The following is a 26,158-nucleotide window of genomic DNA, read 5'->3' as shown; positions in this document are numbered from 1 at the left end:
GTTGATGCAGTTAACAATGATGAACTTAACCTTAAAGACCTGACTATTAGCGCGTCAGTGTCGGATGGTGTTAATCCAACAGCTAGCGACAGTGATAGTTTGATTGTGAATCGTGTTAATGATGCACCGACTGTAGAAAATGCCATTGCAGACCAAGTGTTATCGGAAGATTTCGCGACCTACACGATCGACTTGAATGAAGTATTCAAAGATACTGATTCCTCGCTAGAATTCTCAGTTTCTGGCAATAACAGCATCCAAATTTCTATTGTGAATGGCGTCGCCACAATCACTCCGACAGCGGATTGGAATGGCAAAGAGACAATTACGCTTACAGCTAAAGACCCAAGCGGTGAAAGCGTTAACCAAACGGTGGACTTTACAGTAGCACCAGTAGTCGACATCGAGGCTGATAGCGCGGATGTAGTCGAAGACACACCAACCATCATTAACGTCTTAGGTAACGACACGTTTGAAGGCAAAAATAAAGTGGTGTCTCTGGACGCTGAGAATGGTCCTAAAAATGGCACCGTCATCGTAAACAACGATGGTACGGTGACCTACACACCAGATGATAACTACGTCGGTAAAGATACTTTCACTTATGTCGTGACATCAGGCGGTGTGTCTGAATCCACCTCCGTTGAAGTCAATGTAACACCGGTCAACGATGCGCCAGTGGCGAAAGATGACATCGCTACGACACAAGAAGACACTGCAGTTACTATTGATGTTCTACCAAACGACACCGACGCAGATGGCGACAAGCTGAGTATTGAATCAGCCTCTGTACCTAAAGAGCAGGGTACGGTTGAAGTGGTGGATGGCAAACTGGTGTTCACACCGGCCGAAAACTTCAATGGCCACGCTGAGATCACTTACACCGTCACCGACGGCGCACTGACTGACCAAGCAACGGTCAAAGTCACTGTGAATGCTGTAAACGACACGCCTGTGGTTGAAAGCAACATCGCAGATCAAGCCTTGGCAGAAGACTTCACGCCATACACCATCGATCTAAATACCGCTTTCAGCGATGTGGATAACGTTGATGGAGAGTTAACGTTTAGCGTCTCTGGCAACAGCAACATCCAAGTGGCGATCGTCAATGGCATTGCCACGATCACTCCAACGGCAGACTGGAACGGCTCAGAAACCTTAACGTTTACTGCTACCGACCCAAGCGGCGAGAGCGTTAGCCAAACGGTGAACTTCACGGTAACACCTGTGGCGGACATTGTGGCAGACAAAGCGACGGTCGTTGAAGACACGCCAACCATCATCAAGGTCTTAGGTAACGACACGTTTGAAGGCAAAGATAAAGTGGTGTCTCTGGACGCTGAGAATGGTCCTAAAAATGGTACCGTCATCGTAAACAACGATGGTACGGTGACCTACACACCAGATGATAACTACGTCGGTAAAGATACTTTCACTTATGTCGTGACATCAGGTGGAGTGTCTGAATCTACCACCGTCACGGTCAATGTGACACCAGTAAACGACAAGCCTGAAAGTGAAGACTTTACGCATGTCGCCGATGATCAGCTTACGCACGTTGTGTTTGATACAGATACGAAACCTCTGGGTAGCGGTGACTCTAAGGATCATATCGCGGATGTTGAAGACGACTTAAAAGGCAACGATCTACATGTCCGGATTACTGAACTGCCAACATCAGGTACGTTGTTCTTTAAAGATAGTGACGGTGAGTTGCACGAAATTAAAGAAGTAAGCGATACGCTTTATGACAAAGACAGTCTTTACTATGAAGCTGATAATGTTGGCTTCTTATTAGGTATCAAAGATCGTCCAAATACGCCTAATGGCTCAGAATCTACATCAGATTTCAATAACTGGGGATTAAGTGAGGATGGTGGACCATCACATTCCCGTATTGAGCATTTAGCAAATGGAGCCTCTATCACGATTTCCTCTGATAGCGGTGAACTTGCGCAATACAACCGTCAGGTGTCACATATCGGCAATGGTATCGCTGACAATGACGGGCAGGGTATTGAGAAGGGTGAAACGATTACGGTCGATTTGTCTAATAATCCTGTGGGCTCCGTAAACCTTGGTCTAGATGGATTAGGTGGATTGTTTGATTACGGTGATGACAACGCAGCGCTTATTACGGTTACATACTTAGATTCAAATAATGTCCAACAGACTCAAACGTTCGAGTTTTTGAAGCCTGAAGGCAACTTCATGCTATTCCAAGAAACAAGCGTTGGTTATGGGAAAGATCTAGCTCTTCCTGAAGGTTCGGTCATTACTCAGTTAGATTTTTCTACGAAAAATGAAGGTAACTGGGAGTTACGTTATGTAGAAGGTGTTCCTGCCGAAGACAGCTTTGGATATGTGGCAGTCGACTCTGAAAGTGGCGTTAGCGATCCATCTACAGTCAATATCGTTAACGAAATGCTAGATGGTAATGTTGCGGAAAATGGACCTGCGGTGCAGAGCATTACAGGTGTTACTGTTGTTGAAGGTGACAATGTCATATTTTCTGTTTCTCTAAATAATGCAACAGATCAGACCGTTAAGTATCAAGTGGATTTCTCTGCAGAGGGTTCTAGTACGAGCTCTCAAGACATTGATTTGTCGAACGCAACTTTTACTAATGGCGTGAAGTATTTGGGCGGATACCTTATTGTTCCAGCCGGTGTGAATGGCTTTGATATTACCATTCCAAGCATTGATGATCAGTTGGTTGAATCAACAGAAAGCCTTGTGATTAAAGTCGGAGATGTATCTGGCGTTGGCTATATTGATGATAATGATGTCCCTCCAACGGTTCAAAGTAACGAAATTTCCGGATTAGAAGACGAAGCGATTGTTATCACACTAGAACATTTAGGCGTCGTTGACAGTGAGGTAAGTGTTGAGTTTGACACTTCTGCTCTAAATGGCTCACTACAAGTGAAGGGCTCTGATGGTTGGGAAGCGGTTTCTGGCAGTGTACTCGCTTCTGATATCGAAAATGGTCTTGTTCGCTATGTTCCGGCTGAACATGAATCTGGTGCAAATGTTTTCGATAAAGATGGTGTTGGGAACGGCTTGGATACTTACGAGCAGATTCATTTCACTGTTAGTGATGGCAATTCTTCTGCTTCAGGTACGTTGAGTATCGACATAGAGCCTGTAGCGGACCCAATTAAGATTGACCTTACTTTCGGTCCAGTAACGTCTGTACCTGTGACATTAGGCGGAAGCTGGTCTACAGACGAAGAACTTAAAGATCTGCTTGAGGCAAGTAATTTACCAGGGCTTGACTTTGAACATGTGGTGACACAAGCGTTTAATAATGGTCATGCTGGTAATGACTTAATGCTAAGCGGAGACACTGAATCACCACTGAGTTTTGTAGGTGATCAACAAGCAGGTGCCAACGTTGATGCTCAAGGCAGTGATATCTTTGTGACTGGAGGAGGTAATGATTCTATCTATGGCGGTATTGGTTCATTAGATGATCAAGCTGAGACTGACACAGTTGTTTACTCTGGTAAGTTGTCTGATTACGACTTCAGCTATTACCCAGCATCTGACCACTCAGAAGTCCCGTATTGGATTGTCGAAGATAGTCGATTTATTGATACAAAAGATGTTGTTTCGAGCACTCATAAAGAGTCGGGTGACCACCTTTATGAAATTGAACAGCTTATCTTCCAAGATGCCATTATCAAGCTAGATAACAACACAGGAGAGTATGTTGTTCTTACAGAGCAACAAGTCTCTTTTGAGCTGAACCTTGATCTTATCGATGTGGATGGCAGTGAGTCATTCATTAACGATAGCGTCACCTTAACGGGAATCCCTTCAGGGCTAACATTAGAGGTGAATGGCAAAACGGTTACTGAAAACAGTGATGGTTCTTACACGGTTGACCTTTCAAGTGAACCAAATCAAACCAGCCATCAACTAAGCGGTACGATTACTGTACCAGCAGATTACAATGGCTCGTTAGATTTTGATGTAACAGCGACGGCAGGAAGTGTTGAAGTTAATAACAATACTCAAATGGGAGCGGACACGGCTTCTGTTTCAGTCCGTGATTATGAGTTTGTTTCTGGTACGCATGGCGATAACAACATAGTTGGGTCCGATGATAACGACGTGATCGTTGGTGATGTTCAAGGGTTACAAATTGTCGAAGGTCAGGATTACAACATTGCCTTTATGCTCGATACGTCTGGCAGTATGGGTTACGACGTAGGCCGTGCGGTAACTGAACTAAAAACAGTGCTGAATACTCTGATCGAAAGTGCAAGTGGACCTCATTCGGGCAAAGTGAACGTTTTATTAACCACTTTTTCCACTGAGAGCAAACAGGTGCTCGAATTGGATTTGAGCTCTGACAATGCTAAGTCTCAAGTAGAATCAATATTGGACGCAATTGTGAAGCTCGGTGACGGTAACACAAACTATGAAGCAGGCTTCCAATCAGCATTGAACTGGTTTGAGAATGCTGATAGTGGCGCAACGAATTTAAGCTATTTCATTTCTGATGGTCGTCCAAACCAAGCTACAGACAACAATGTGAATTGGTATAGCAGTAAAGAGAGTGTTGTACTTGGCGTATCAGAGCAGCAGTTAGTGACCTTGGCTGATGTCTTGCCAAGTGATTATAGATTTGGCGATACAGTTACATACAACAATAAAACAGTCATAGATTTCCGTGGAACAGTATATTCCCTTTCTACTGGTGAAAAGATGGGTAGGATGCTGAATTCTTACGAATATGACGACTTTGGGAACAACGTTCTTGAGCAAGCAAATAACGCATATAGCGCATTGGCAGAATTTAGCGAAGTACGCTCAATAGGTATTGGCGGTCATCTGAATGAAGATTCGTTGAAACACTTTGACTCTGATGGTGTTGTAAGAACTAACATCGATGTTAATCAACTTGCAGAAGTGATTCTTGGCAAAGAAGTGTCATTAATGCAAGGCAAGGATGAGATTAGTAGCCTTGATGGAAACGACATCATTTTTGGTGATGCGATTCGTTTTGATATCAATGGAGAGCAAGGTGTTTCTGCGCTACAAAACTATGTAGCTTCTCAACTGGGGAAAGATGTTGCTCTGGTAACGAAGGAGGAAGTTCATCACTACATTACTGAAAACCAAGCTGAGTTTGAGCAATCTCGTTATTATGACCAAGCGGACACCATTTATGGTGGTGCAGGAAATGACATCTTGTTTGGGCAAGGTGGAAACGACAAGCTGTTCGGTGGCGCAGATAATGACATTTTGATTGGTGGTTTAGGCAGCGACATTCTGACTGGCGGTGATGGTGAGGACATCTTCAAATGGATCGATGTGGCCAACGAACGCGACACTGTCACAGATTTTTCTAGCAGTGAAGACTCTCTAGACTTCTCCGATCTGTTTGATGATTTATCGAAAGATGAAGTAGGCGATCTGTTAAGTGATTTACAATCAGGTAGTCATACAGGAGACGCTGGCGGCTATCATGTTGAAGTAAGTCAAGATGGCAGCGCAGATACGAATTTGAGTATTACTAAAGGTAGCTCAACATTAGATATCCACTTCAATAGCGCAAGCGTGGATGATATCACACAGCATTTGATTGCGAGTCTCGATTCTCAATACAAAGACATGTAGTGACAAATCAGCCTCTAATAAAAAGGTCTAGCAATTGCTAGACCTTTTTTGATGTTCTTGAATAGTTAGCTTTTTGGAAGTGTGGTGAAAATGGTCCATTCTTTTTTCACTTCACCTTTGTGTCCTACTACTGTTGCGGTCACACGTCGGTTCAAAGCATGGCTTACTTCGTCTGTTCCGGTTGTTGCTAAAACCGTATCGCCGTAGCCAACAATAGTAACTCGATCAGGAGTAATACCGTTCTGTAGCAGTGCCTTTCTTACGTTCTCTGCTCGGCGTTTGGAGAGATCTAAATTGTGCTCAGATCCACCTGTGCGGCTCGCGTAACCTTGCAACTCAATGGATGTGCTTGGGTATTCTTTCAAGAAATCTGAGAGTTCTCGAATCTGCTTCGCGAAAACCGGGTTAATTTCATCTGAATCATTTGCAAATAACACTCGAATTTGCATTTGTTGTGATGAGTTTGCGTAAGATCCGCAGCCATCATTATCAATTTCCGCACCTAATGGTGTGCCCGGGCATAAATCGCGCTGGTTAATGACGCCGTCGCTGTCGTCATCTTGGTGGTCGGCCCATTGATCTGCAATAGGAGTGTCGATGTAATCGTATTCGTCGCCTCGATCACTCGAAGAGCTACATGCAGCAACAACTAATGACAGTGCAATAATAGTTATGTTTTTCATAATTAATACTCCACTTTTTCTAGCCATTCTTTCGGCATTTCGACTCTTAACGCACTCAACAATTGGCCAGTTGCGTTCATCACACGATATTTGGCATATTGCTCTGCATATTTTGAATCAAGGTAATCTTTACGCGCTTCAAACAACTCGTTTTCAGTGTTTAGAACGTCTAGTAAGGTTCGTTTACCGATTCGATATTGCTTTTCATACGCGATGACCGTCTCAGCTGCCGAATCAACGTGGTCTGCTAAAAATTCTTTTTGTTGCAACGTTAAGTCCAGAGCACTCCAAGATAAGCGAAGTCCTTCCTCAACATTACGGTACGCGCCTTCACGCAAGTCTTTCGCTTTGTTGAGTTGGTATGCGAAGTTTTCTGAATTTGCCGCATCGCTACCGCCGTTGAACAAGTTATAGCGTAAACGCAACATGGCGAGAGTTTCATCGCTTCGACCTTTTAAGCCATCCGCATCGTCTTTCCAAGTTTGAGAAGCTTCAATCGAGATCGTCGGGTAGTTAACGCCTTTCGATTGTTTGTATTGGAACTTGGCAGAATCCACATCCGCCAATGCGATTTGAATCACTGGGTGTAATTCAAATGCCAAGCCAACCGCTTCATCGACGGTGTAGGGGATAAAGTTCTGATCAGCTCTTGGAAAAATTAACCCTTGTGGCGTTTGCCCCACCAAGCGGGTAAACATTGTGTGGGAGTCGTAAAGGTTGTTTTGTGCAGCTGCCAGATTACCATGCGCTTTCGCTAAACGTGCTTCAACCTGTGTTAAGTCCGCAGTAGAGCCGATGCCGGAAGTGACGCGTTTTTTGATGTCCGTATAGATGTCTTTGTGAACGGCAAGATTGTTCTCAGACAGCTTTAAGACTTCATAAGCCTTTACCGCATCTAAGTAGACTTTAGTGACTTCTAATGCCTTGTCTGAAGCATCAGCTAACAGTTGGAATCGCACCGATTCTGCATCCGCAGCGGTACGGTCAATATCGTTTAATGTCGCGCTGCCATCCCAAATTAATTGGGTTAGGGTGATAGACGCTTCTTTTCTCGTATAGTCAGTGTTGCCTCGTCCGACTTCATCAGATGGGTCGAGGCCTTCGTAACCAATGCCCGCATCAAGATCGAGAGAAGGCAAATAGGCGCCTGTTGACGCCTCATTGATGTACCTTCGGCTCTCAAATTCATTAAATGCGCTTTTGATATCTGGGTTATTTTTTAACGTTAATGCCACGGCTTGCTCTAAAGTTTGACCGAAAACGGGTATAGACACTATTAAGCTACAGCAGCAAGCAATACTTAGTCGGTTCCATTTCACGGTGTTTCTCCTAAAAAATCGTGTTGCTTTTTGCTGTTTCATCTCACATTTGAGATAAAACATCACAAATAACAGTGTTTGAGTAAGTAAATTATCAACCTACTGTTAAACCTAGGCTTTTGTTTAGAATATCCAGAAGTTCGCCTGATTAAACCTTAGCACATGTGCAAAATGTTGCTTGGCAACCGTTTGTGTTTAAGCAAGAGAAAAGCTTGATTTCTTAATATCATAGCATTCCACGACCTGTGCAATTCCCTGCTGCACCTGTAACCCCGCCCCTTGAGTTAATCAGCACATCGCCCCTTGCACATACAACGAAAATATGAAGATTTTGACTAAACTATAGACGTAAATATTGGGGTGACAAACTTTTGACTTAGTTCAAAGTGGGGCGAGGTAGATATGGAACGAGTAACTTTTGGCTCATTGATGAGTAATATTGTAGTTATCGGTCTCGATGGGGAAATTAGAACCCTCGAACAAGGACAGTTGCCTAAACCAGGGGAACTAATCATTAACGAAGTTTCAGACACTTCAGAACTGGTCATTGAGCAAGTGACACCGCAAGGCAGTTCCATCAATGTAACTGGTGATATTACAGCGTTGATAGAAGCTATTGCAGCGGGACAAGACCCGACCCAACTAGGTCAAGAGTTTGAAACCGCAGCGGGCGAAGCAAATGGGTCTAGTCCTCAGACAACAGGGAATGTTGCGCGAACAGGGGCAGAATTGCTCGCCAGTACCAACTTTGAGACAGTTGGCACTGAAGGAGCGGGGTTTTCAACCACTCAGATTCTAACTTTATTGGACATTCTCCCTCCAACGCAGGCACCAGCTCCGACAGGAACTCCGATTCCAGTAACAATTACGGTGCAAGATATTTCTAGCCCTGCAGTAGATGAAGGGCAGCAAGTCTCTTTCGACGTTACCCTTAACCAACCAACGGAAGAAGAAACTACCATAGAGTTTACCCTTAATGATGGTTCTGCTGTAGGCGGGGCGGCGAGCGATGTTGGTGCAGATTATGTAAATACAACGGTTTTAATTACATTATCCGACGGAACCACCCAAGAAATTCAGGTGAATGATGATGGATCGTTCACTGTTTCTCTTCCGATCGGGGAAGAGTCTTTTACGGTTAGCTTGGATACCATTGATGATAATTTAGCGGAAGGATCGGAAACATTCAGTTTGTCCGGTTCAACGCCAGATCAGCCTACTCCAGTTACCGGTGTTGCAACGATTACAGATGAGGCAGAGCAAGGGCCAGAAGATACTGTAACCGTTAATATGACCGGCCCGAATAGCGTTTCGGAAGGTGAAACTACTTCCGAATACACCGTAACACTGAGCGATCCGGCGACAGTCGGTAGCATCGTGACCTTAGCTTACAGCTACACCACTGCATCCGGTGACGACATCACCGAAACCACCCAAGCGATTATTGGGGCGGATGGCGTAACCGCCACGTTTACCATCGATACCGTGGACGATGTGTATGCTGAAGGCGATGAAGTGTTCCGTGTCAGCGTATCGGGTATTGTGGACAGCGACAGCAATCCTGTCTTCGAAGCACTGAACCTCGATAATGCCTTTGTCGACACCACCATCAGCGATGAAACTGATCCAGGTCCAGAAGATACGGTTACCGTGACCATGACCGGTCCAGCGAATGTCGTAGAAGGTGATACCACCACGGACTACACCGTGACACTAAGCGATCCGGCGCCAGTCGGTAGCATCGTGACCTTAGCTTACAGCTACACCACGGCATCCGGTGATGACATCACTGAAACCAGTCAAGCGATTATCGGTGCCGATGGTGTGACGGCCACATTTACCATTGATACCGTGGATGACGTTTACGCTGAAGGCGATGAAGTGTTCCGTGTCAGCGTATCGGGTATTGTGGACAGCGACAGCAATCCGATTTTTGAGGCACTAGATGTTTCAAATGCCTTTGTTGACACCACCATCAGTGATGAGACGGATCCTGGCCCGGAAGATACGGTCACCGTCACCATGACAGGTCCAGCGAATGTCGTGGAAGGTGACACCACCACGGACTACACCGTGACGCTGAGCGATCCGGCGCCAGTGGGCAGTATCGTCACGCTTGCTTATAGCTACACCACTGCATCCGGTGACGACATCACTGAAACCACTCAAGCAGTGATTGGTGCCGATGGTGTGACGGCTACGTTTACCATCGATACCGTGGACGATGTTTATACCGAAGGCGATGAAGTGTTCCGCGTCAGCGTATCGGGTATCGTCGATAGCGACAGCAATCCTATCTTCGAAGCACTGAACCTAGATAATGCGTTCGTCGACACCACCATCAGCGATGAAACCGACCCAGGTCCAGAAGATACGGTTACCGTGACCATGACAGGTCCAGCGAATGTCGTAGAAGGCGACACCACCACAGAGTACACCGTGACACTGAGCGATCCGGCACCTGTGGGTAGCATCGTGACCTTAGCTTACAGCTACACCACTGCATCCGGTGATGACATCACTGAAACCACTCAAGCGATTATTGGTGCCGATGGCGTAACAGCGACGTTTACCATCGATACGGTGGATGACGTTTACGCCGAAGGCGATGAAGTCTTCCGCGTCAGCGTATCAGGCATTGTCGACAGCGACAGCAATCCTATATTTGAAGCACTGAATTTAGACAATGCGTTCGTCGACACCACCATCAGTGATGAAACCGATCCGGGTCCGGAAGATACGGTTACGGTGACCATGACCGGTCCAGCGAATGTCGTAGAAGGTGATACCACCACAGAGTACACCGTGACACTGAGCGATCCGGCTCCTGTGGGCAGTATCGTCACGCTTGCTTATAGCTACACCACTGCGTCAGGTGATGACATCACCGAAACCACCCAAGCGATTATTGGTGCCGACGGTGTGACCGCCACGTTTACTATCGATACGGTGGACGATGTTTACGCCGAAGGCGATGAAGTGTTCCGTGTTCGCGTATCGGGTATTGTCGACAGCGACAGTAATCCAATCTTTGAAGCACTGAATTTAGACAATGCGTTCGTCGACACCACCATCAGTGATGAAACCGATCCGGGTCCGGAAGATACGGTCACCGTCACCATGACCGGTCCAGCGAATGTCGTAGAAGGTGACACCACCACAGAGTACACCGTGACACTGAGCGATCCAGCACCTGTGGGTAGCGTCGTGACCTTAGCTTACAGCTACACCACTGCGTCCGGTGATGACATCACTGAAACCACCCAAGCGATTATTGGGGCCGATGGTGTGACCGCCACATTTACCATCGACACCGTGGACGATGTGTATGCCGAAGGCGATGAAGTGTTCCGCGTCAGCGTGTCGGGTATTGTAGATAGCGATAGCAATCCGATTTTTGAGGCATTAGATGTTTCAAATGCCTTTGTTGACACCACCATCAGCGATGAAACCGATCCTGGTCCAGAAGATATGGTTACGGTAACTATGACCGGTCCAGCGAATGTCGTGGAAGGTGACACCACCACAGAGTACACCGTGACACTGAGCGATCCGGCACCTGTGGGTAGCATCGTCACGCTCGCTTATAGCTACACCACCGCGTCAGGTGATGACATCACTGAAACCACTCAAGCCATTATTGGCGCCGATGGTGTGACGGCTACGTTTACCATCGATACGGTGGACGATGTGTACGCGGAAGGCGATGAAGTGTTCCGTGTCAGCGTGTCGGGCATTGTCGATAGCGACAGCAACCCAATCTTTGAAGCACTGAATTTAGACAATGCGTTTGTCGATACCACCATCAGTGATGAAACCGATCCTGGTCCAGAAGATACGGTTACGGTGACCATGACTGGTCCAGCGAATGTCGTGGAAGGTGACACCACCACAGACTACACAGTGACACTGAGCGATCCGGCGCCAGTCGGTAGCGTCGTCACGTTAGCTTACAGCTACACCACCGCGTCGGGTGATGACATCACTGAAACCGCTCAAGCGATTATCGGTGCCGACGGTGTGACCGCTACGTTTACCATTGATACGGTGGACGATGTGTACGCCGAAGGCGATGAAGTGTTCCGCGTCAGCGTGTCGGGCATCGTCGATAGCGACAGCAACCCAATCTTTGAAGCTCTGAATCTAGACAATGCGTTTGTGAACACAAGTATTACTGATAACGACGCTCCTCCTTCTATTTCAAATGTTGTGAATGCAGTTGTTTCGGAAGAAGGTTTAGCTAATGGTATCCCTGATAATACCGGATCACCTTCAGACACCACTAACTCCGCAAGTTTCTCAGGAACATTCACAGTTGCCGATCCAGACACGGCGAATGTTTCAGTGGTATTGGCCGGCCCTAACAACCTAACATCAGGAGGGGAGCCTATATCGTGGACGTGGGACAACAGTACTCAAACGCTGACTGCGAAAACCGCTCACCTGAGCGTTGTTGCTACTGTTGTGCTGAGCGAGCCTTCAGCCTCAGGTCAAGGCTCTTGGGACTATACTATTACTCTGTTTGAGCCACTTGATCATCCTGTTAATGATGTGGAAGACATCATCAACTTTGATTTACAGATTTCTGTAAGTGATGGACAAACAACGACATCTCAAAGCTTAAATGTGGTCGTTGAAGACGATTGCCCATACGTGCCTGTGGTTGTTCAACCCGTTGATGTGTCGCTTACTGATGCACCAATCGTTCTGACAGGGCGTATAGATTTTGCAGGAAGTGAGGCAGATGCAACCAGTCGAACATTTGGGGACGTTGTTGTGACTGCAAACGGTTTTGTGTCTGACGAATCTGCGATGCTGGGAACAGCTGAAATCAATCAATCATCAGAAGGGATTGGCGTTAAAAGTTCTGGTAACAACGGCTTCCAATTAGAAAACGAAGTCGATTATCGATTCGCGGGTAATGAGGGTGTATCAGAGCAGTTAATCATAGACTTAGGCAATAAAGTTGCTTATGGAGCAGAAATAGAATTTGAGAAAATGTTTGGTGGTGAACTTGAGAAAGGAATCGCATCTTTTTATAGAGATGGTGTATTAATTGCTCAGCAATCGTTCAGCTCTGACGCAAGCAGTGGTGATTACGCGGCGAATTTCAATGTTCAACAGGGGGGCTTTGATAAAATCATCCTCGAAGCGGCCAGTAATGGCAATGGCCCGGATACTGAAGACAACAGTGACTTTACCGTTAAATCAATAACCTTTACAGGTGCGTACTCCGGCGTGCCAATTGCTAGTGCGGATGGGAACCTCGGTGCTGTATATGGAGCTGATGGCCCTGGTTCTATAGTCTTAAATGGAGGCGAGGCTGGTTTAGAGACTCTAGATGGTCAAGACGTGTTGATATATGTCGACCCACAAAACTCTAATAGACTGATTGCAGAGGCTGATGGAGAGCTTGCATTCGAAGTTCAACTTACACCTAGCACTGGAAAATGGGAGTTCTTCCAATACTTGCCTTTGACCTCACCTTATGGCGATGGGGATATCGATTTTAACTACACGATTACTGATAATGATGGAGACAGTAAAACGGGGTACTTTTCTGTCAACCCTTACGCCCCACCAATCGTAGAAGGTGTAACACTAAACGTTTCTGAGGAAGGATTAAGCAACGCCATTGCTGATGACTCTGCTCTAAACGGCTTTGATGACACAACTGACTCGAGTTCTGATGTAGAACAATTGACGCTGGGTCAAACCGTTGATTCTGTTACGCTCAGTGAACCATCTACAGCTCTTACTAGTAACGGGATCTCTGTAACGTGGGCGTTATCAAATAACGACCAAATGCTTATCGGTTCAGCAAACGGTAAAGAGGTTATCAAAATATCAGTCAATGATACTGGAATGGTATCTACGGAGCTTCTTGGCCCAATTGATCACTCCAACGCATCTGGAGAAGACGCCTTAAATATTGAGGTGCCTGTGCTTGTCTCGAATGCTCGTGGTCTTACTAACTCCACAACGGTCAACGTTATTGTGGAAGATGACTCACCAGATTCTGCATCCATTATTCACGATGTAGTTGCAGAAACTAAAGAAAGTGCCAACGTTCAGCTCATAATGGATGTCTCGGGTTCTATGCGAACGGATAATCGCTTGCAGATAATGAAAGATTCGGCAACTCAGTTATTGAATCAATATGAGTCTATCGGTCAAACGCGAGTTCAAATTATTACTTATAGCAGTACAGCATCCACTTACGCTATAGGTGCTGCGACGTGGCTGACGGTCGACGAGGCCAAAGCGTATATTGAGACGCTAACTGCAGGTGGCGCGACTAACTATAATAACGCGCTAAATGAAGCAAAACAGTCATGGGATGATGTAGGTAAGTTAACCAGTGCGTCGAATGTTAGTTACTTCTTGTCAGATGGCCAGCCAAACCCTGCGTCATCATTTATAAACGACGCTCGTGAGCAGAGTTGGATCGATCACCTAACCGATCCTGATAATCAGATAACAGCCCTTGCGTATGGTATGGGCGTTAATCTTATGCCGGAGCAATTAGATCGCGTAGCATATGATGGCTTCTTGAATCAAGATCTTGATGGTGTTGTGGTTCCTGACGTAACTCAATTACCTCCGGTTATGTTGCAGTCAGTGATTCAACCTGTTGGGGGGAACTTGATGTATACCACTTCTCCAGATACAGGTATTGGTGCAGATGGTGGTTATATTAGCGAAATAGAACATGACGGTGTCACTTATTCGTTTGATGGTACAGACCTAATAGTAACTGACAATAACGATGGTATTTCGCATGCATTTGACGACACAACGATGCAGCTTACTATCTATATCGACAGCAAACATACTCTGGAAATCGACCTAAACGATGGTGCGTATGCATTTTATGGTGCGGTGGGTGATACAGTTGAAACGTTAGACTTCGATTATGTATTGACGGATAACGATGGCGATCAAAGTGAGAATACCCTGCAATTCGTTATTGATGAAAACGGAGGAGTAAATGCTGCAAGTAATGGCTCTGCAAATATTATTGAAGCTGAAGTAGACGTAAGTCATGACATCTTGATCGGCAATGATAACGAGGCAGATATCTTTAAATGGGTCAACGACTCCTTGGATACAGGAACAGATCTAATTAGAGGCTTTGAGAGAGATTTGGACACCTTAGATCTGAGTGAAGTCGTCGAAGATGCAGGGCACAATACAATAGAAGAACTTCTTAATAGTATTGACTTGAACATTGATGGTGATGACTTGTCTCTAGAAATAACCCATAACGATGGAAACTCAATTCAAACTATCGTAATAGAAAACGGGGCGACAGAGTTTAGTGACTTAATCGTGGGGAATGCGGACTTTGAGAGAGATGTGTTATCCGCGCTAACTAAGGTTAACTTAGAGCCATAATGAAAAGGGCCAATAGGCCCTTTTCTTCTGCTTTGTCTTACTTATTCTTAGCCTAAAGCACTTTACAAGCAAAGCCTTTTAGGTAGAAACCTTCTGGGTATGCCGTATCGGTTGGGTGATCTGCGGCTTGTTCAAAGCGCTCAACAAATTTCACTTGGCGGTTTGCGTCTACCGCTGCGTCAGCAATGATTTTTTGGAACAAAACTTGGTCCATTAAGCCAGAGCAAGAGTAGGTCAGTAGCGTGCCACCAGGTTTTAAAATTTGCATCGCCAACATATTGATGTCTTTGTAACCACGACATGCGCCATTTAGTTGCGCTTTGCTTTCTGCAAACTTAGGTGGATCCATGATAACCACATCAAACTGAGTACCTTGGTCACGGTATTCACGAAGCAGTTTAAATACATCTGCGTTTAAGAAAACAGCGCGCTTTTTCGAGATATCAAACTCGTTCAGTTCTGCATTGTATTTTGCTGTGTCCAATGCTGGCTGAGATACATCCGCATTAATTACGCGTTTTGCGCCGCCTTTCAGTGCGTAAAGACCAAAGCCACCCGTGTAAGAGAAGCAGTTCAGTACTTCTTTATCTTTAACGTACTTCATCGCTTGTTGACGACTGTCACGCTGGTCTAGGTAGAAGCCTGTTTTATGTCCACCTACAATGTCGACACTGATTTTCACGCCGTTTTCTTCGATGACGACAGATTTTGGAGGCTCTTCACCGTGCAATACGCCAGTGGTCTCTTTCAAACCTTCTTTCTTACGTACTGCTACGTCAGAGCGTTCGTAGACATTGCAATCAGGGAAGCATTCAACCAATGCATCTACAATCGCTTGCTTGTTGTATTCTGCGCCTGCGCTGAGCAATTGACATACGAAGAAGTTTTGGTAGCGGTCAATCGTCACGCCCGGCAAGCCGTCAGATTCAGCGGCGATGAGTCGGTAACCCGTTAAACCATCACGTTCAATCACGTCTTCACGAAGAAGTTGAGCATTTTGAAAACGCTTCACGAAAAACGCTTTGTTGATTTCTTCTTTTTCAAAACTCCAAATACGAGCGCGGATTTGAGATTCTGGAGAATATGCCGCTTTTGCTAGCCATTTACCGTCGTGAGTGAACACATCAACTGTTTCGCCAAGAGCGGGTTCGCCCTCAACTTTACCGATGCCTCGAGAGAAGATCCAAGGGTGCTTGCGCTTAACCGATTTCTCACGACCTTTAACCAAATAGATAGCAGCTGTCATTTCATTTGCTCTTGTTGAATTTTGAAAGGGGCGTATTGTCCGGGATGTTGAGGGCAAAAGCAATATCCCTCAACAATCCAGTCATTTGCTAAACGGTCGGTATCGTTAGTCATTATCGTTGGCACAGCTGTTAGCAGGCATAAAAAAGGGCCACTTGCGTGACCCTGATTAACTGATATTTGGTTATGCTCTCAAACCTGTGAGGAGAGATTCCATCGTATCGCTTTGCTTACGCAACTGTTCGACGTTTTGCGAGGTCGTGCTGATCATATTGCACACATTATCTGCTTGAACTCGGATTTCTTCGACACTTGCGGCGATGTTATCTGCAACGACACCTTGTTCCTCAGCCGCAGTCGCAATTTGAATACTGCTGTCTGAGATGGTTTGGTTTTTATCGGCAAGCGAGCCAATCTCTTGGTTTACTTCTGCCATCAGGTTTTGACCTTCGTTGGCATTGTTTACCGTAACTTCCATAAGTTTGGTAAGGGATTGACTGTTACGCTGTAATGATTCAATCATCGCTTGAATCTCAACGGTTGCTTGTTGAGTACGGCCTGCAAGAGCACGGACTTCATCCGCAACAACCGCAAAGCCTCGACCTTGTTCACCTGCACGAGCCGCTTCAATTGCAGCGTTCAAGGCGAGTAGGTTAGTTTGCTCAGAGATGCCGTTGATTGTTGTTACCACTTCATCAATTTGCGCTGCATTTGCATCTAGCTCTTCAACCGCTTGAGAAGCAGATTGAATCTCATTCGACAGATTTGAAATCGAATGAAGCGTATTTTCGACTTTCACTTGGCCTGATTGAGCCACACTACGTGCATCATCCGTCTGTGTGCTTGAGTCGTGAGCCAGTGTCGCAACTTCACGAATCGTTGACGCCATCTGCTCCGTTGCACTTGCAAGAGAGTTGAGGTGTTCTTGTTGTGTCGCAGAAATTTCAGAACTGTGGTGAATCGATTGATTCAAGTCCGAGCTGATTTGCTGCATAAGAGCGACAGACTCTTGGATAGATTGAACCATTTTTTGTTCACGCTCCGCGACTTTATCAATCGTGATGGCGATTTCACTGAACTCATCACGAACAGGGAAGAAATTCATCCGCGCGGTTAGGTCGCCATCAGCAAGCGTGTTTAGCGCCTTGTTCATGGTGAACATTGCGCCACCGATGAACGTCATGATGTAGTAAACACCCAGCGCGAGAACAAACAAGCTCACGCAGATGATGCTCACTTGGGTCATTGATAGGGCAGTCCACAGAGAAAGCTCATGATTCGCAACCAAACTGAATGCGCCATTCAATACCGATACAGATTGCGGTCCTGTGCCAATAGAGACTGTCTCTGAACCCGCAATAAGATTTGCTACTTGAGCTTGAGAAAGATTGCCAGCCTCTATCAGCCCTTTCATGAGCATCAACTCTTCCTGATACATACCTGAGATCAGAGCATTAGCCGCGCTATTGAGGACGAGAGTAAGAATGACTAGAGCAAGAAGAGGGAGAATGAAGAGCAAGTAGAACTTTTCTTGAATCTTTAAGTGAATGAGATACTTATCAATCCAGCGGAAAGGAATTTCTTTCATAATTATTATAACCATACGAAAACCCACTATCCTTAGTGGGGTGAATAAGACAAAACGAATATATCACTCAATAATCAGATGCGGTACAAAGATGAACGTAAAGTGTGAGAGATTTATAGTTAAAGGTCACGTTCAAGGGGTTGGCTTTCGTTACCATACTTCGCACCAAGGTTTAAAGTTTGGTTTAACGGGCTACGCGAAGAACTTGAACAATGGCGATGTAGAAGTGATGGCTTGTGGGCCTAAAGAGAAAATTGACCAGTTTTGTGAATGGTTACAAGAAGGTCCGCGGACGGCGACAGTAGAAAGCGTTACGCGAGAGAGCGTATCGTACAAACCATTCCGCGGATTTAAAATTCTATAATATTACAGGCACTTAGCTGGTTTAGGTAAACCTGCTAGCTTTGTTGCTTGTTTTGCTGGGCCTTTTTTGAACAGCTTGAACAAATATTTGCTGTTGCCTTTTTCTGGGCCGTGCGCCTTTTCCATTGCTTTGACAAGCATTCGCACTGCTGGAGAGGTATTAAACTCTTCATAAAAGTCGCGCACAAAATGCACAACTTCTAAATGAGCATCAGTAAGTTCGATGTCTTCTTCTTTTGCTAAAAGCTCAATCATGCCTTCTTCCCACTGAGTATGATCCAGTAGATAGCCTTGAGCATCAGTTTCAATTTCTTTGCCGTTGTAAACGAACATAACGTCTTATCCGTTAAGTGAACATGGATGTTTATAGATTAGCGCACACGTTAGGAAGTTCTCAACAAAAGAATCCTGAAGTCGTACTGAGCGAAGCAAAAGCATACAAAGTAGCAGGGCTTTAATGAATACTGATGATGTGTCCAAAACTCACTACTATGCAGAAAAATAATAAATTATTCAGCTTGTTAAAAATTTAACGGGGGTAATACCAAGATATTTGCATTTATATTCAGGCTTATTCATTTTTATTATCGTTTTTTGATAGTCAGCTGTCTAATTAATGAAATTTTGTTTAAGGATGAATCGGTTACGACGTTGTGTTTATTCCTTTGGGTCGATATTCTCTGGGTTTGATAACCGACCTGTGCTCAGGTTAGAAACAACACTCATGACAAGGAGTCAGTCATGTCGACACAACGTTACATTGAGATTAATGACAACGTAAAATCCACTTGGTCTATTGAGCGTATTTGGAAGCTTGCAGAATCCTTACCCGTAGAAGAAATTTCCATTGATGACATTAAAGGTCCGAATGAGGTGACCTGGTTTAGTGATGAAGGGCCGCAGCCGACCTGCCGTGAAATAGCGAAACATTGCCAACGCATCAACAATGCCGATATATCGTATCCCGTGATCTTAACTAGTGACTACCGAGTCTTTGATGGTATGCACCGAATCGCCAAGCAAATCATGTTAGGAGAGGAAACGATCAAAGTGAGACGCTTTAGAGAAAATCCAGAAGCAGACGAAGTTATCGAGTTGTCTGTAGAGCAGGCGTAATACACTGAATTGCACACAAAGAAAAAGCCCGAAGGAATTACCTTCGGGCTTTTTGATTTTACTTAACGAGAACCGATTAATCGTCGTTCATGATGCCTAGAATGCTTAGTAGGCTAGTGAACAAGTTAAGGATGTTTAGGTACATCGAAATTGTTGCACTGATGTAGTTTGTTTCTTCGCCACGAACGATACGACTTGTATCGAATAGGATGAAACCAGAGAACACGAGTGCAGAAACACTGCTGATTACTAGGTGAGCCATTGTTGAACCAACGAAGATGTTAATCAGCGCTGCAACGATCACAATGATCAAACCTGCCATCAGGAAGTTGCGCATGAAAGAGAAATCTTTCTTGCTTGAAATGGTGTAAGCCGATAGGCCAAGGAACACCATACCAGTCAAACCTAGAGCTTGAGCAATGATAGTAGGACCGTTTGGAATTGATGCGTAGTAGTTAAGCATTGGACCTAAAGCACCACCCATTAGAGTCGTGAAAACGAATGTCCAAACGATACCAGATGATGAGTTGATTGCCTTTGGCATAACAAAGAACAAAATACCAATCGCTGCAAGCTGCATTACAATCGCCATGATTGGTGAAATTTGCATTGCCATAGTCGCGATTGCTGCGATAGCACTGGTCATCAGTGTCATCGACAGTAGGAAGTAAGTGTTTTTCAGTACTTTGTTAGTTTCTAGTGTATTAGGAACACTTGTTGAACGAGTAAACATTGGACTGTTCATAATTATCCTCAATAAGGGAGTTTACTATTGGTACATTTATGGGGCTGAAAGTTCAAAAAATCAAGCCCTTTCCATGCATATCCTAGATAAAATGATAATGGAAATAAGATGTTATGTATGTGGCAACTTGTAACACAATATTACCACCAAGAGTTTTTGCGTTGGTGCTCACAACGATTGGTGATGTAAATGACAAAAAGCACTGGCTTCATTCGAAATCAGTGCTTTTAAAGCGTTATCTGCGTTGATGATTAATGATGCAGGATTTGCGCTAAGAAGTTTTGCGTGCGATCCGATTGAGGATTCTCAAAGAAGTCGACCGGGTTGTTCTCTTCTATGATTTCTCCTGCGTCCATAAATATCACGCGATCGGCGACTTCTTTAGCAAAGCCCATTTCATGGGTTACACACAGCATGGTCATGCCTTCTTCCGCCAATTCGACCATAACGTCCAACACTTCACGCACCATTTCAGGGTCGAGCGCAGAGGTTGGCTCATCAAACAGCATGACTTTAGGGCTCATACACAATGAGCGGGCAATCGCTACACGCTGTTGCTGACCACCAGATAACTGACCTGGGTATTTATCGGCTTGGTCTGGGATTTTAACGCGTTTGAGATATTTCATCGCAACCGCTTCCGCTTCCTCTTTCGGCATCTTTTTCACCCAAATAGGCGCAAGTGTGCAGTTTTCCAAGACCGTTAAGTGTGGAAAGAGGTTAAAGTGTTGGAAGCACATTCCAACTTCACGTCGCACGGCTTCGATGTTTTTCAAGTCTTCCGTAAGCTCTGTCCCAGAAACAAAAATGCTGCCTGCTTGATGCTCTTCAAGGCGATTGATACAGCGAATCATGGTCGATTTCCCTGAACCTGAAGGGCCACAGATAACGATTTTTTCGCCTTTCTTTACATTTAAGTTGATGTTTTTTAGTACGTGAAACTCACCATACCATTTGTTCATGTCCTTCAACTGGATCATATAGTCTTGTTGTTGCGTCATAATACGTCCTTGATCTTGATGAGTTATCGTTTGTGACCGGTATGAAGTTTGTTTTCGAGCCATATTGAGTAACGTGACATACCAAAACAAAATACCCAGAACACTAACGCGACAAATACATAACTTTCGGTAGCAAAGCCGAGCCATTCGGGGTCGGTGTTTGCTGCTTGTCCAATACCGAGCACATCGAACATACCGATGATCAGTACCAGACTGGTGTCTTTAAATAGGCCAATGAATGTGTTTACGATGGAAGGAATGGTGATCTTGAGTGCCTGTGGCAAAATGATCAGGCCTGTTTTCTTCCAGTAACTCAAACCTAACGCATCGGCAGCTTCATATTGTCCTTTTGGAATGGCTTGCAAACCACCACGTACCACTTCTGCCATGTAAGCCGCGCTGAACATGACCACACCAATTAAGGCACGAATAAGTTTATCCGTTTCGGAACCTTCAGCTAAGAACAGCGGTAACATAACGGACGCCATGAATAGTACGGTAATCAGTGGAACGCCACGCCATACTTCAATGTAAATCGTACAGATGCTGCGTATGATGGGCATATCAGAGCGTCGACCTAGAGCCAGTGCGACACCGATCGGTAATGAAACCACTATACCAACAAGCGCGATGATCAATGTGACCAACAATCCGCCCCATTTGTGCGTTTCAACCACTTCCAAGCCAAACACCCCACCGTAGAGAAGCGCAGCAACGATAAACGGATAGATGTTGACAAAGAACAGCCAAATCCATAAACGTTTTGGTGTTTTTTCATAGGCAAGAAGCACAGTGAAAATCGCGAGCGTGATGTAAAACAGGCGAGGGCGCCAAAGTTCTGCTTCTGGGTAGAAGCCGTACATGAACTGCTCCCAGCGAACACTGATGAACACCCAGCATGCACCTTCTCGGCTACAGTCATCACGCGTTGAGCCTATCCAGTCAGCATTAATGAATGCCCAATCGACAATGTGCCAAAGCGCATTAAAAACGATATAAGCAAGAATAAGCGTGACAATGGAGTTGACTGGGCCATTAAACAAATTCTTGCGTAACCACCCAACCACGCCAACGGTATTTGATGGTGGCGGGAGATCGGGCTGAAATTGATGTGTACTCATATTATCTCTCCACCAGCGCAACTTTGCGGTTGTACAAGTTCATTAACGCAGACGTGAGCAAGCTCAGCGTTAGATAAACGCCCATTGTCATCGCGATGATCTCAATGGCTTGTCCTGTCTGGTTCAAGGTTGTACCAGCAAACACAGAAACCAGATCCGGATAACCAATAGCCATTGCCAACGAAGAGTTCTTCGTTAAGTTCAAGTATTGGCTTGTGAGTGGAGGAATGATGATTCTCAAAGCTTGGGGGATAACAACCAGCTTGAGCGTTTTAGCACGAGGTAAACCAAGTGACATCGCGGCCTCTGTTTGACCATGACTCACCGCGTTGATACCGGAGCGTACGATTTCCGCAATAAAGGCGGCGGTGTAAACACTTAACGCCAATAGCAAAGCTGCTAGCTCAGGAATAATGCTGATCCCACCTTTGAAGTTGAAACCTTTCAGCTCTGGGTATTCCAAAGAGATTGGCATACCAGAAACGAAGTAAACCAATAGAGGCAAGCCAACAAGAAGCCCTAAACCAATTCGTCCCATCGGGGTTTGTTGGCCTGTTAGGCGTTGTTTGTTTCTAGCCCAAATAGAGATAGAGATCGTAGCGATAAGCCCGATAACAAACGCAGCAATTACAACCCCACTGCCTTCATTAAACACAGGCGCAGGAAAATAAAGCCCACGCACGTTTAAGAAAATAGCTTCGCCAAGGCTCAAACTCTGTCTTGCCGATGGTAATGCTTGCAGTACTGCGAAATACCAGAAAAAGATTTGCAGAAGAAGGGGGATATTTCGAAACGTCTCAATGTAAACCGCGGCTAAACGGCTAACCAACCAGTTTGTTGAGAGACGCGCTACACCCATCGTAAAACCAATCGCGGTGGCGAGAATAATACCCAGCACAGAGACTAATGCTGTATTCAAAAGACCCACGATAAACGTTCTGCCGTAAGAATACGTTTCGTTATACTCAATGAGAGTTAACCCGATACCAAAACCAGCTTCTTGATTCAGGAAACCAAAGCCTGTTGCGATGCCCCGAGCATCGAGGTTATTTAACGCATTGTTTATGATGGTATAAAAGAAAAATACCAGTGCAGCTATAGCAATGATCTGGAAAATAGCAGAACGAAAGGCAGGATTATAAATCAAGCTCTTGCTTCCGCTCGGTTTGGACATCGTACTTGGCGATGTATCTTTAGTCGGTTTCATACAGCGATAACCTCAAACCTTAGTTATAGATATCACTCTGTATAAATAAGTGGTTGTCCCTAAAGGCTTAACCTAGTGTTAGCTTGCAATAGATTTGTAGCGCGAGTTACTCGCCCAAACCCATATCATACTGACCAAGGCTTATTCCAGCCAATGAGCGATCCTTACTCATCCAGATTGATATATTCAAGAAAAAGGGCGGCATGAACCGCCCTGATTAACTCGTTTCTAACGGATTGGTGGCGCGTACATGAAGCCGCCGGCATTCCAAAGTGCGTTAACACCACGAGCGATCTCTAAAGGCGAACCTTTACCGACTGTGCGCTCAAAGCTTTCGCCGTAGTTACCCACTTGTTTGACGACTTGGTAACCCCAATCATCACGAATACCTAGGCCTTTACCTTTCGGACCATCAACACCCAAAATACGTTTGATGTTTGGATCTTGAGATTTCAACATCTCATCCGCATTCTTAGAGGTAATGCCATATTCTTCCGCATTCACCATTGCTGCTAACGTCCACTTAGCAATGTTGAACCACTGATCGTCGCCTTGACGAACCACAGGGCCAAGTGGCTCTTTAGAAATGATTTCAGGAAGAACCACCGCAGAAGAAGGATCTTTCAGATTCAAACGAAGTGCGTACAGACCAGATTGGTCAGTCGTTAGCACGTCACAGCGTCCGGCATCGAAACCTTTTGAGGTTTGCGCCGCCGTATCAAACACCACAGGTTTGTACGACATGCCACTGTTGCGGAAGTAATCCGCTAAGTTGAGTTCGGTTGTTGTACCTGACTGTACGCAAACTGACGCACCATCAAGCTCTTTAGCGCTAGAAATGCCAAGATCTTTCTTGACCATGAAACCTTGACCGTCATAGTAGTTCACGCCTACAAAGTTTAGACCAAGCGCAGTATCTCGGTGTAGTGTCCAGGTAGTGTTACGAGAAAGCACATCGATTTCACCCGATTGAAGTGCAGTGAAACGTTCTTTCGCGGTTAGGGGTACATATTTAACTTTCGTTTTATCCCCAAGAACGGCTGCAGCCAGTGCTTGGCAATATTCTACGTCGATACCTTCCCATTCACCTTTTGAGTTAGGGTTTGAGAAACCAGGTAGACCGGTACTTACGCCACAAGTAAGAAAACCTTGTTTTGTGACTTTGTCCAGAGTCGTGTCTGCTGCTTGTGCTGATGTCGCCATCATGGCAGTAGAAGCCGCTACGACGGAAGCAAGAATTGTTAGTTTGTTTGCCATTTGTATCCTTCCTGTATGATCCATGTTTAATCAGGAGTGACCTGAAATAACTTGTCCAATTTATTAGTATTTATTGTCCTACGTGGTTGATTTTCGAAGAAACGGCAATCGATAAATCAACCAGTTATAAGCGTAGGAAAGGATCTGTTAATTCTCAAATATATAATTTAAATAGAGTTTTGAGAGAACTTCCAAAGCTCCTTGAGAATTAGAATGACGAAATGTTAATTGTTTGTAAATAGTGCAAAACTCGGTCAATTTGGTGCATCAGAACAATCAATAGAAGAGTGAATAAAATGAGAGAATAAAAAGTTGTTATTAAATCTATCATTAGCCTAGCTCGACTGAGTTACGCAAAAATTTGAACAAAAATTATTTGTGATGTCGAAACAGGGTGATGTGTTTGCCCCATTTTTGGTAGCATGAGTAGCAATAGCAAATAAGAGTAATCATGGATTGAAATGCGATATTTTCCTCTGTTCTTAGATTTAGTGAATAAACCAGTACTTGTTGTTGGTGGTGGAGAAGTGGCGAGCCGTAAAGTGGAAGCGCTACTAAAGGCTGGGGCGAATGTCACCATTGTTTCTCCAACTTTGGTTGAGTTCTTATCAAGGCTTGCCGATGAGCACCAAATCCATTGGGTGCAACGCTTTTATTCAAGTGACCTTGTCACAAAACGTTTTGTTCAAGTATGGGCCACCACTGATAACCCAGAGCTGAATCACCAGGTGTATAAAAATGCCAAAGAACTTGGCATTTTGGTCAACGTCGTAGACGACAAACCGTACTGTGACTTCATCACACCTTCAATGATCAACCGTGGCAGAATCCAGATTGCAATTTCAAGTGGTGGAGCGTCTCCGGTACTGATTCGCAATATTCGTGAAAAGCTTGAAGCGATTCTTCCTCAGAACATGGGCTTGATGGCCGAGTTTGCCAACTCGAAACGTAATTCGATCAAAGAAGCGTTACCAAGTGTCGATTTACGCCGTAAGTTCTGGGAGCAATTTTTCTCTAACCCTGATGTTGAAAACGCGCGTAATAACCGCGAGCTTGAAACCATCTATCAGGCAACGATGGCAAACCCATTGGATGAGAAGGGCAGCTGTACTTGGATTCATCTCGGAAAAGACGTCGAAATGCTGCCAATCAAAGCTGTTCGCTACATGCAGCAAGCTGAACTCGCGCTGTACTCGACTAAGTGTGAGTCCGATGCAATGGAGTTGGTAAGAAGAGATGCCGAACGTGAGGCCTTTTCAAATGCGGCAGAACTGTCTGATAAGTTAGCCAAAGCGAAAAAAGACAACTTACGTGTGTGCGTGTTCATTCCTCAAGGCACAAGCGAATTCATGTTGCTGCAAGGGCAAGATCTTGTGATTTAGTTTGTGGCGCTTTAGCAAAAACAACGCTCTACAAAATACTGACAATAAAAAAGCGCCGACGAAAAATACGTCGGCGCTTTTATTTTGCTTCTTCTAACTGGT

Annotated in this window: 15 protein-coding genes; 5 read left to right on the top strand and 10 right to left on the bottom strand. The window is 45.0% G+C overall.

What is annotated here, in order from left to right; translation table 11 throughout:
• Positions 1-105 precede the first annotated feature (105 nt).
• A complete protein-coding gene (locus ACF8CV_RS13790) occupies positions 106-5,631 on the top strand; it encodes a tandem-95 repeat protein (protein ID WP_392417358.1) in 5,526 nt (1,841 codons plus the stop codon).
• 65 nt (positions 5,632-5,696) lie between these two features.
• On the opposite strand, the gene ACF8CV_RS13785 is transcribed toward ACF8CV_RS13790, so the two are convergent.
• Together ACF8CV_RS13785 and ACF8CV_RS13780 are read right to left on the bottom strand one after the other, a co-directional pair.
• Positions 5,697-6,314, bottom strand: coding sequence for an OmpA family protein (locus tag ACF8CV_RS13785; RefSeq protein ID WP_005477806.1), 618 nt, complete (start codon positions 6,312-6,314; stop codon positions 5,697-5,699).
• Between the two features lie 2 nt (positions 6,315-6,316).
• Positions 6,317-7,633, bottom strand: a complete 1,317-nt coding sequence (locus ACF8CV_RS13780; protein WP_024103885.1) for a TolC family outer membrane protein — start codon at positions 7,631-7,633, stop codon at positions 6,317-6,319.
• Between the two features lie 402 nt (positions 7,634-8,035).
• Here ACF8CV_RS13780 and ACF8CV_RS13775 point away from each other — a divergent pair, with 402 nt between their 5' ends.
• The gene (locus ACF8CV_RS13775) at positions 8,036-15,031 is read left to right on the top strand and encodes a VWA domain-containing protein (protein WP_169608985.1); all 6,996 of its coding nucleotides are present in this window, start codon (positions 8,036-8,038) and stop codon (positions 15,029-15,031) included.
• 52 nt (positions 15,032-15,083) lie between these two features.
• On the opposite strand, the gene ACF8CV_RS13770 is transcribed toward ACF8CV_RS13775, so the two are convergent.
• Both ACF8CV_RS13770 and ACF8CV_RS13765 read right to left on the bottom strand, forming a co-directional pair.
• A complete protein-coding gene (locus ACF8CV_RS13770; RefSeq protein WP_005464224.1) occupies positions 15,084-16,277 on the bottom strand; it encodes a class I SAM-dependent methyltransferase in 1,194 nt (397 codons plus the stop codon).
• A 183-nt stretch (positions 16,278-16,460) separates the two neighbouring features.
• A complete protein-coding gene (locus ACF8CV_RS13765) occupies positions 16,461-17,864 on the bottom strand; it encodes a methyl-accepting chemotaxis protein (protein WP_025526782.1) in 1,404 nt (467 codons plus the stop codon).
• 91 nt (positions 17,865-17,955) lie between these two features.
• Between ACF8CV_RS13765 and yccX the strand changes: the two genes are divergently transcribed.
• Positions 17,956-18,228, top strand: coding sequence for an acylphosphatase (yccX, locus tag ACF8CV_RS13760; RefSeq protein WP_021822802.1), 273 nt, complete (start codon positions 17,956-17,958; stop codon positions 18,226-18,228).
• Positions 18,229-18,230: 2 nt separating this feature from the next.
• On the opposite strand, the gene ACF8CV_RS13755 is transcribed toward yccX, so the two are convergent.
• Positions 18,231-18,560: a TusE/DsrC/DsvC family sulfur relay protein gene (locus ACF8CV_RS13755; RefSeq protein ID WP_005377396.1), complete on the bottom strand. Its 330-nt coding sequence runs from the start codon at positions 18,558-18,560 to the stop codon at positions 18,231-18,233.
• A gap of 408 nt (positions 18,561-18,968) precedes the next feature.
• Here ACF8CV_RS13755 and ACF8CV_RS13750 point away from each other — a divergent pair, with 408 nt between their 5' ends.
• Positions 18,969-19,343 (top strand): chromosome partitioning protein ParB, encoded by a 375-nt coding sequence (locus tag ACF8CV_RS13750; protein WP_169608982.1) that lies wholly within the window; start codon positions 18,969-18,971, stop codon positions 19,341-19,343.
• 76 nt (positions 19,344-19,419) lie between these two features.
• On the opposite strand, the gene ACF8CV_RS13745 is transcribed toward ACF8CV_RS13750, so the two are convergent.
• The 5 genes from ACF8CV_RS13745 to ACF8CV_RS13725 form a co-directional block, all read right to left on the bottom strand.
• Positions 19,420-20,088, bottom strand: a complete 669-nt coding sequence (locus ACF8CV_RS13745; RefSeq protein WP_169608980.1) for a Bax inhibitor-1/YccA family protein — start codon at positions 20,086-20,088, stop codon at positions 19,420-19,422.
• Between the two features lie 251 nt (positions 20,089-20,339).
• Positions 20,340-21,089 carry an amino acid ABC transporter ATP-binding protein gene (locus tag ACF8CV_RS13740; RefSeq protein ID WP_005457131.1) on the bottom strand — a complete coding sequence of 250 codons (750 nt, stop codon included), beginning with the start codon at positions 21,087-21,089 and terminating at the stop codon, positions 20,340-20,342.
• Between the two features lie 23 nt (positions 21,090-21,112).
• Positions 21,113-22,210, bottom strand: a complete 1,098-nt coding sequence (locus ACF8CV_RS13735; RefSeq protein WP_005457129.1) for an amino acid ABC transporter permease — start codon at positions 22,208-22,210, stop codon at positions 21,113-21,115.
• A gap of 1 nt (position 22,211) precedes the next feature.
• Entirely contained in the window at positions 22,212-23,417 is a 1,206-nt protein-coding gene (locus ACF8CV_RS13730) for an amino acid ABC transporter permease (RefSeq protein WP_005457120.1), read from the bottom strand.
• Between the two features lie 228 nt (positions 23,418-23,645).
• Complete coding sequence (locus ACF8CV_RS13725; protein WP_023625091.1) at positions 23,646-24,674, bottom strand: amino acid ABC transporter substrate-binding protein; 1,029 nt, start codon at positions 24,672-24,674, stop codon at positions 23,646-23,648.
• Between the two features lie 461 nt (positions 24,675-25,135).
• Here ACF8CV_RS13725 and ACF8CV_RS13720 point away from each other — a divergent pair, with 461 nt between their 5' ends.
• Complete coding sequence (locus ACF8CV_RS13720; protein WP_015296766.1) at positions 25,136-26,056, top strand: bifunctional precorrin-2 dehydrogenase/sirohydrochlorin ferrochelatase; 921 nt, start codon at positions 25,136-25,138, stop codon at positions 26,054-26,056.
• The last annotated feature ends 102 nt before the right edge of the window (positions 26,057-26,158 follow it).

Source organism: Vibrio sp. zbq_1 (assembly GCF_043102935.1).
Lineage (GTDB): Bacteria > Pseudomonadota > Gammaproteobacteria > Enterobacterales > Vibrionaceae > Vibrio > Vibrio parahaemolyticus.
The sequence above is the reverse complement of the archived record's forward strand: the minus strand, read 5'-3'. Positions and strand labels throughout refer to the sequence as shown.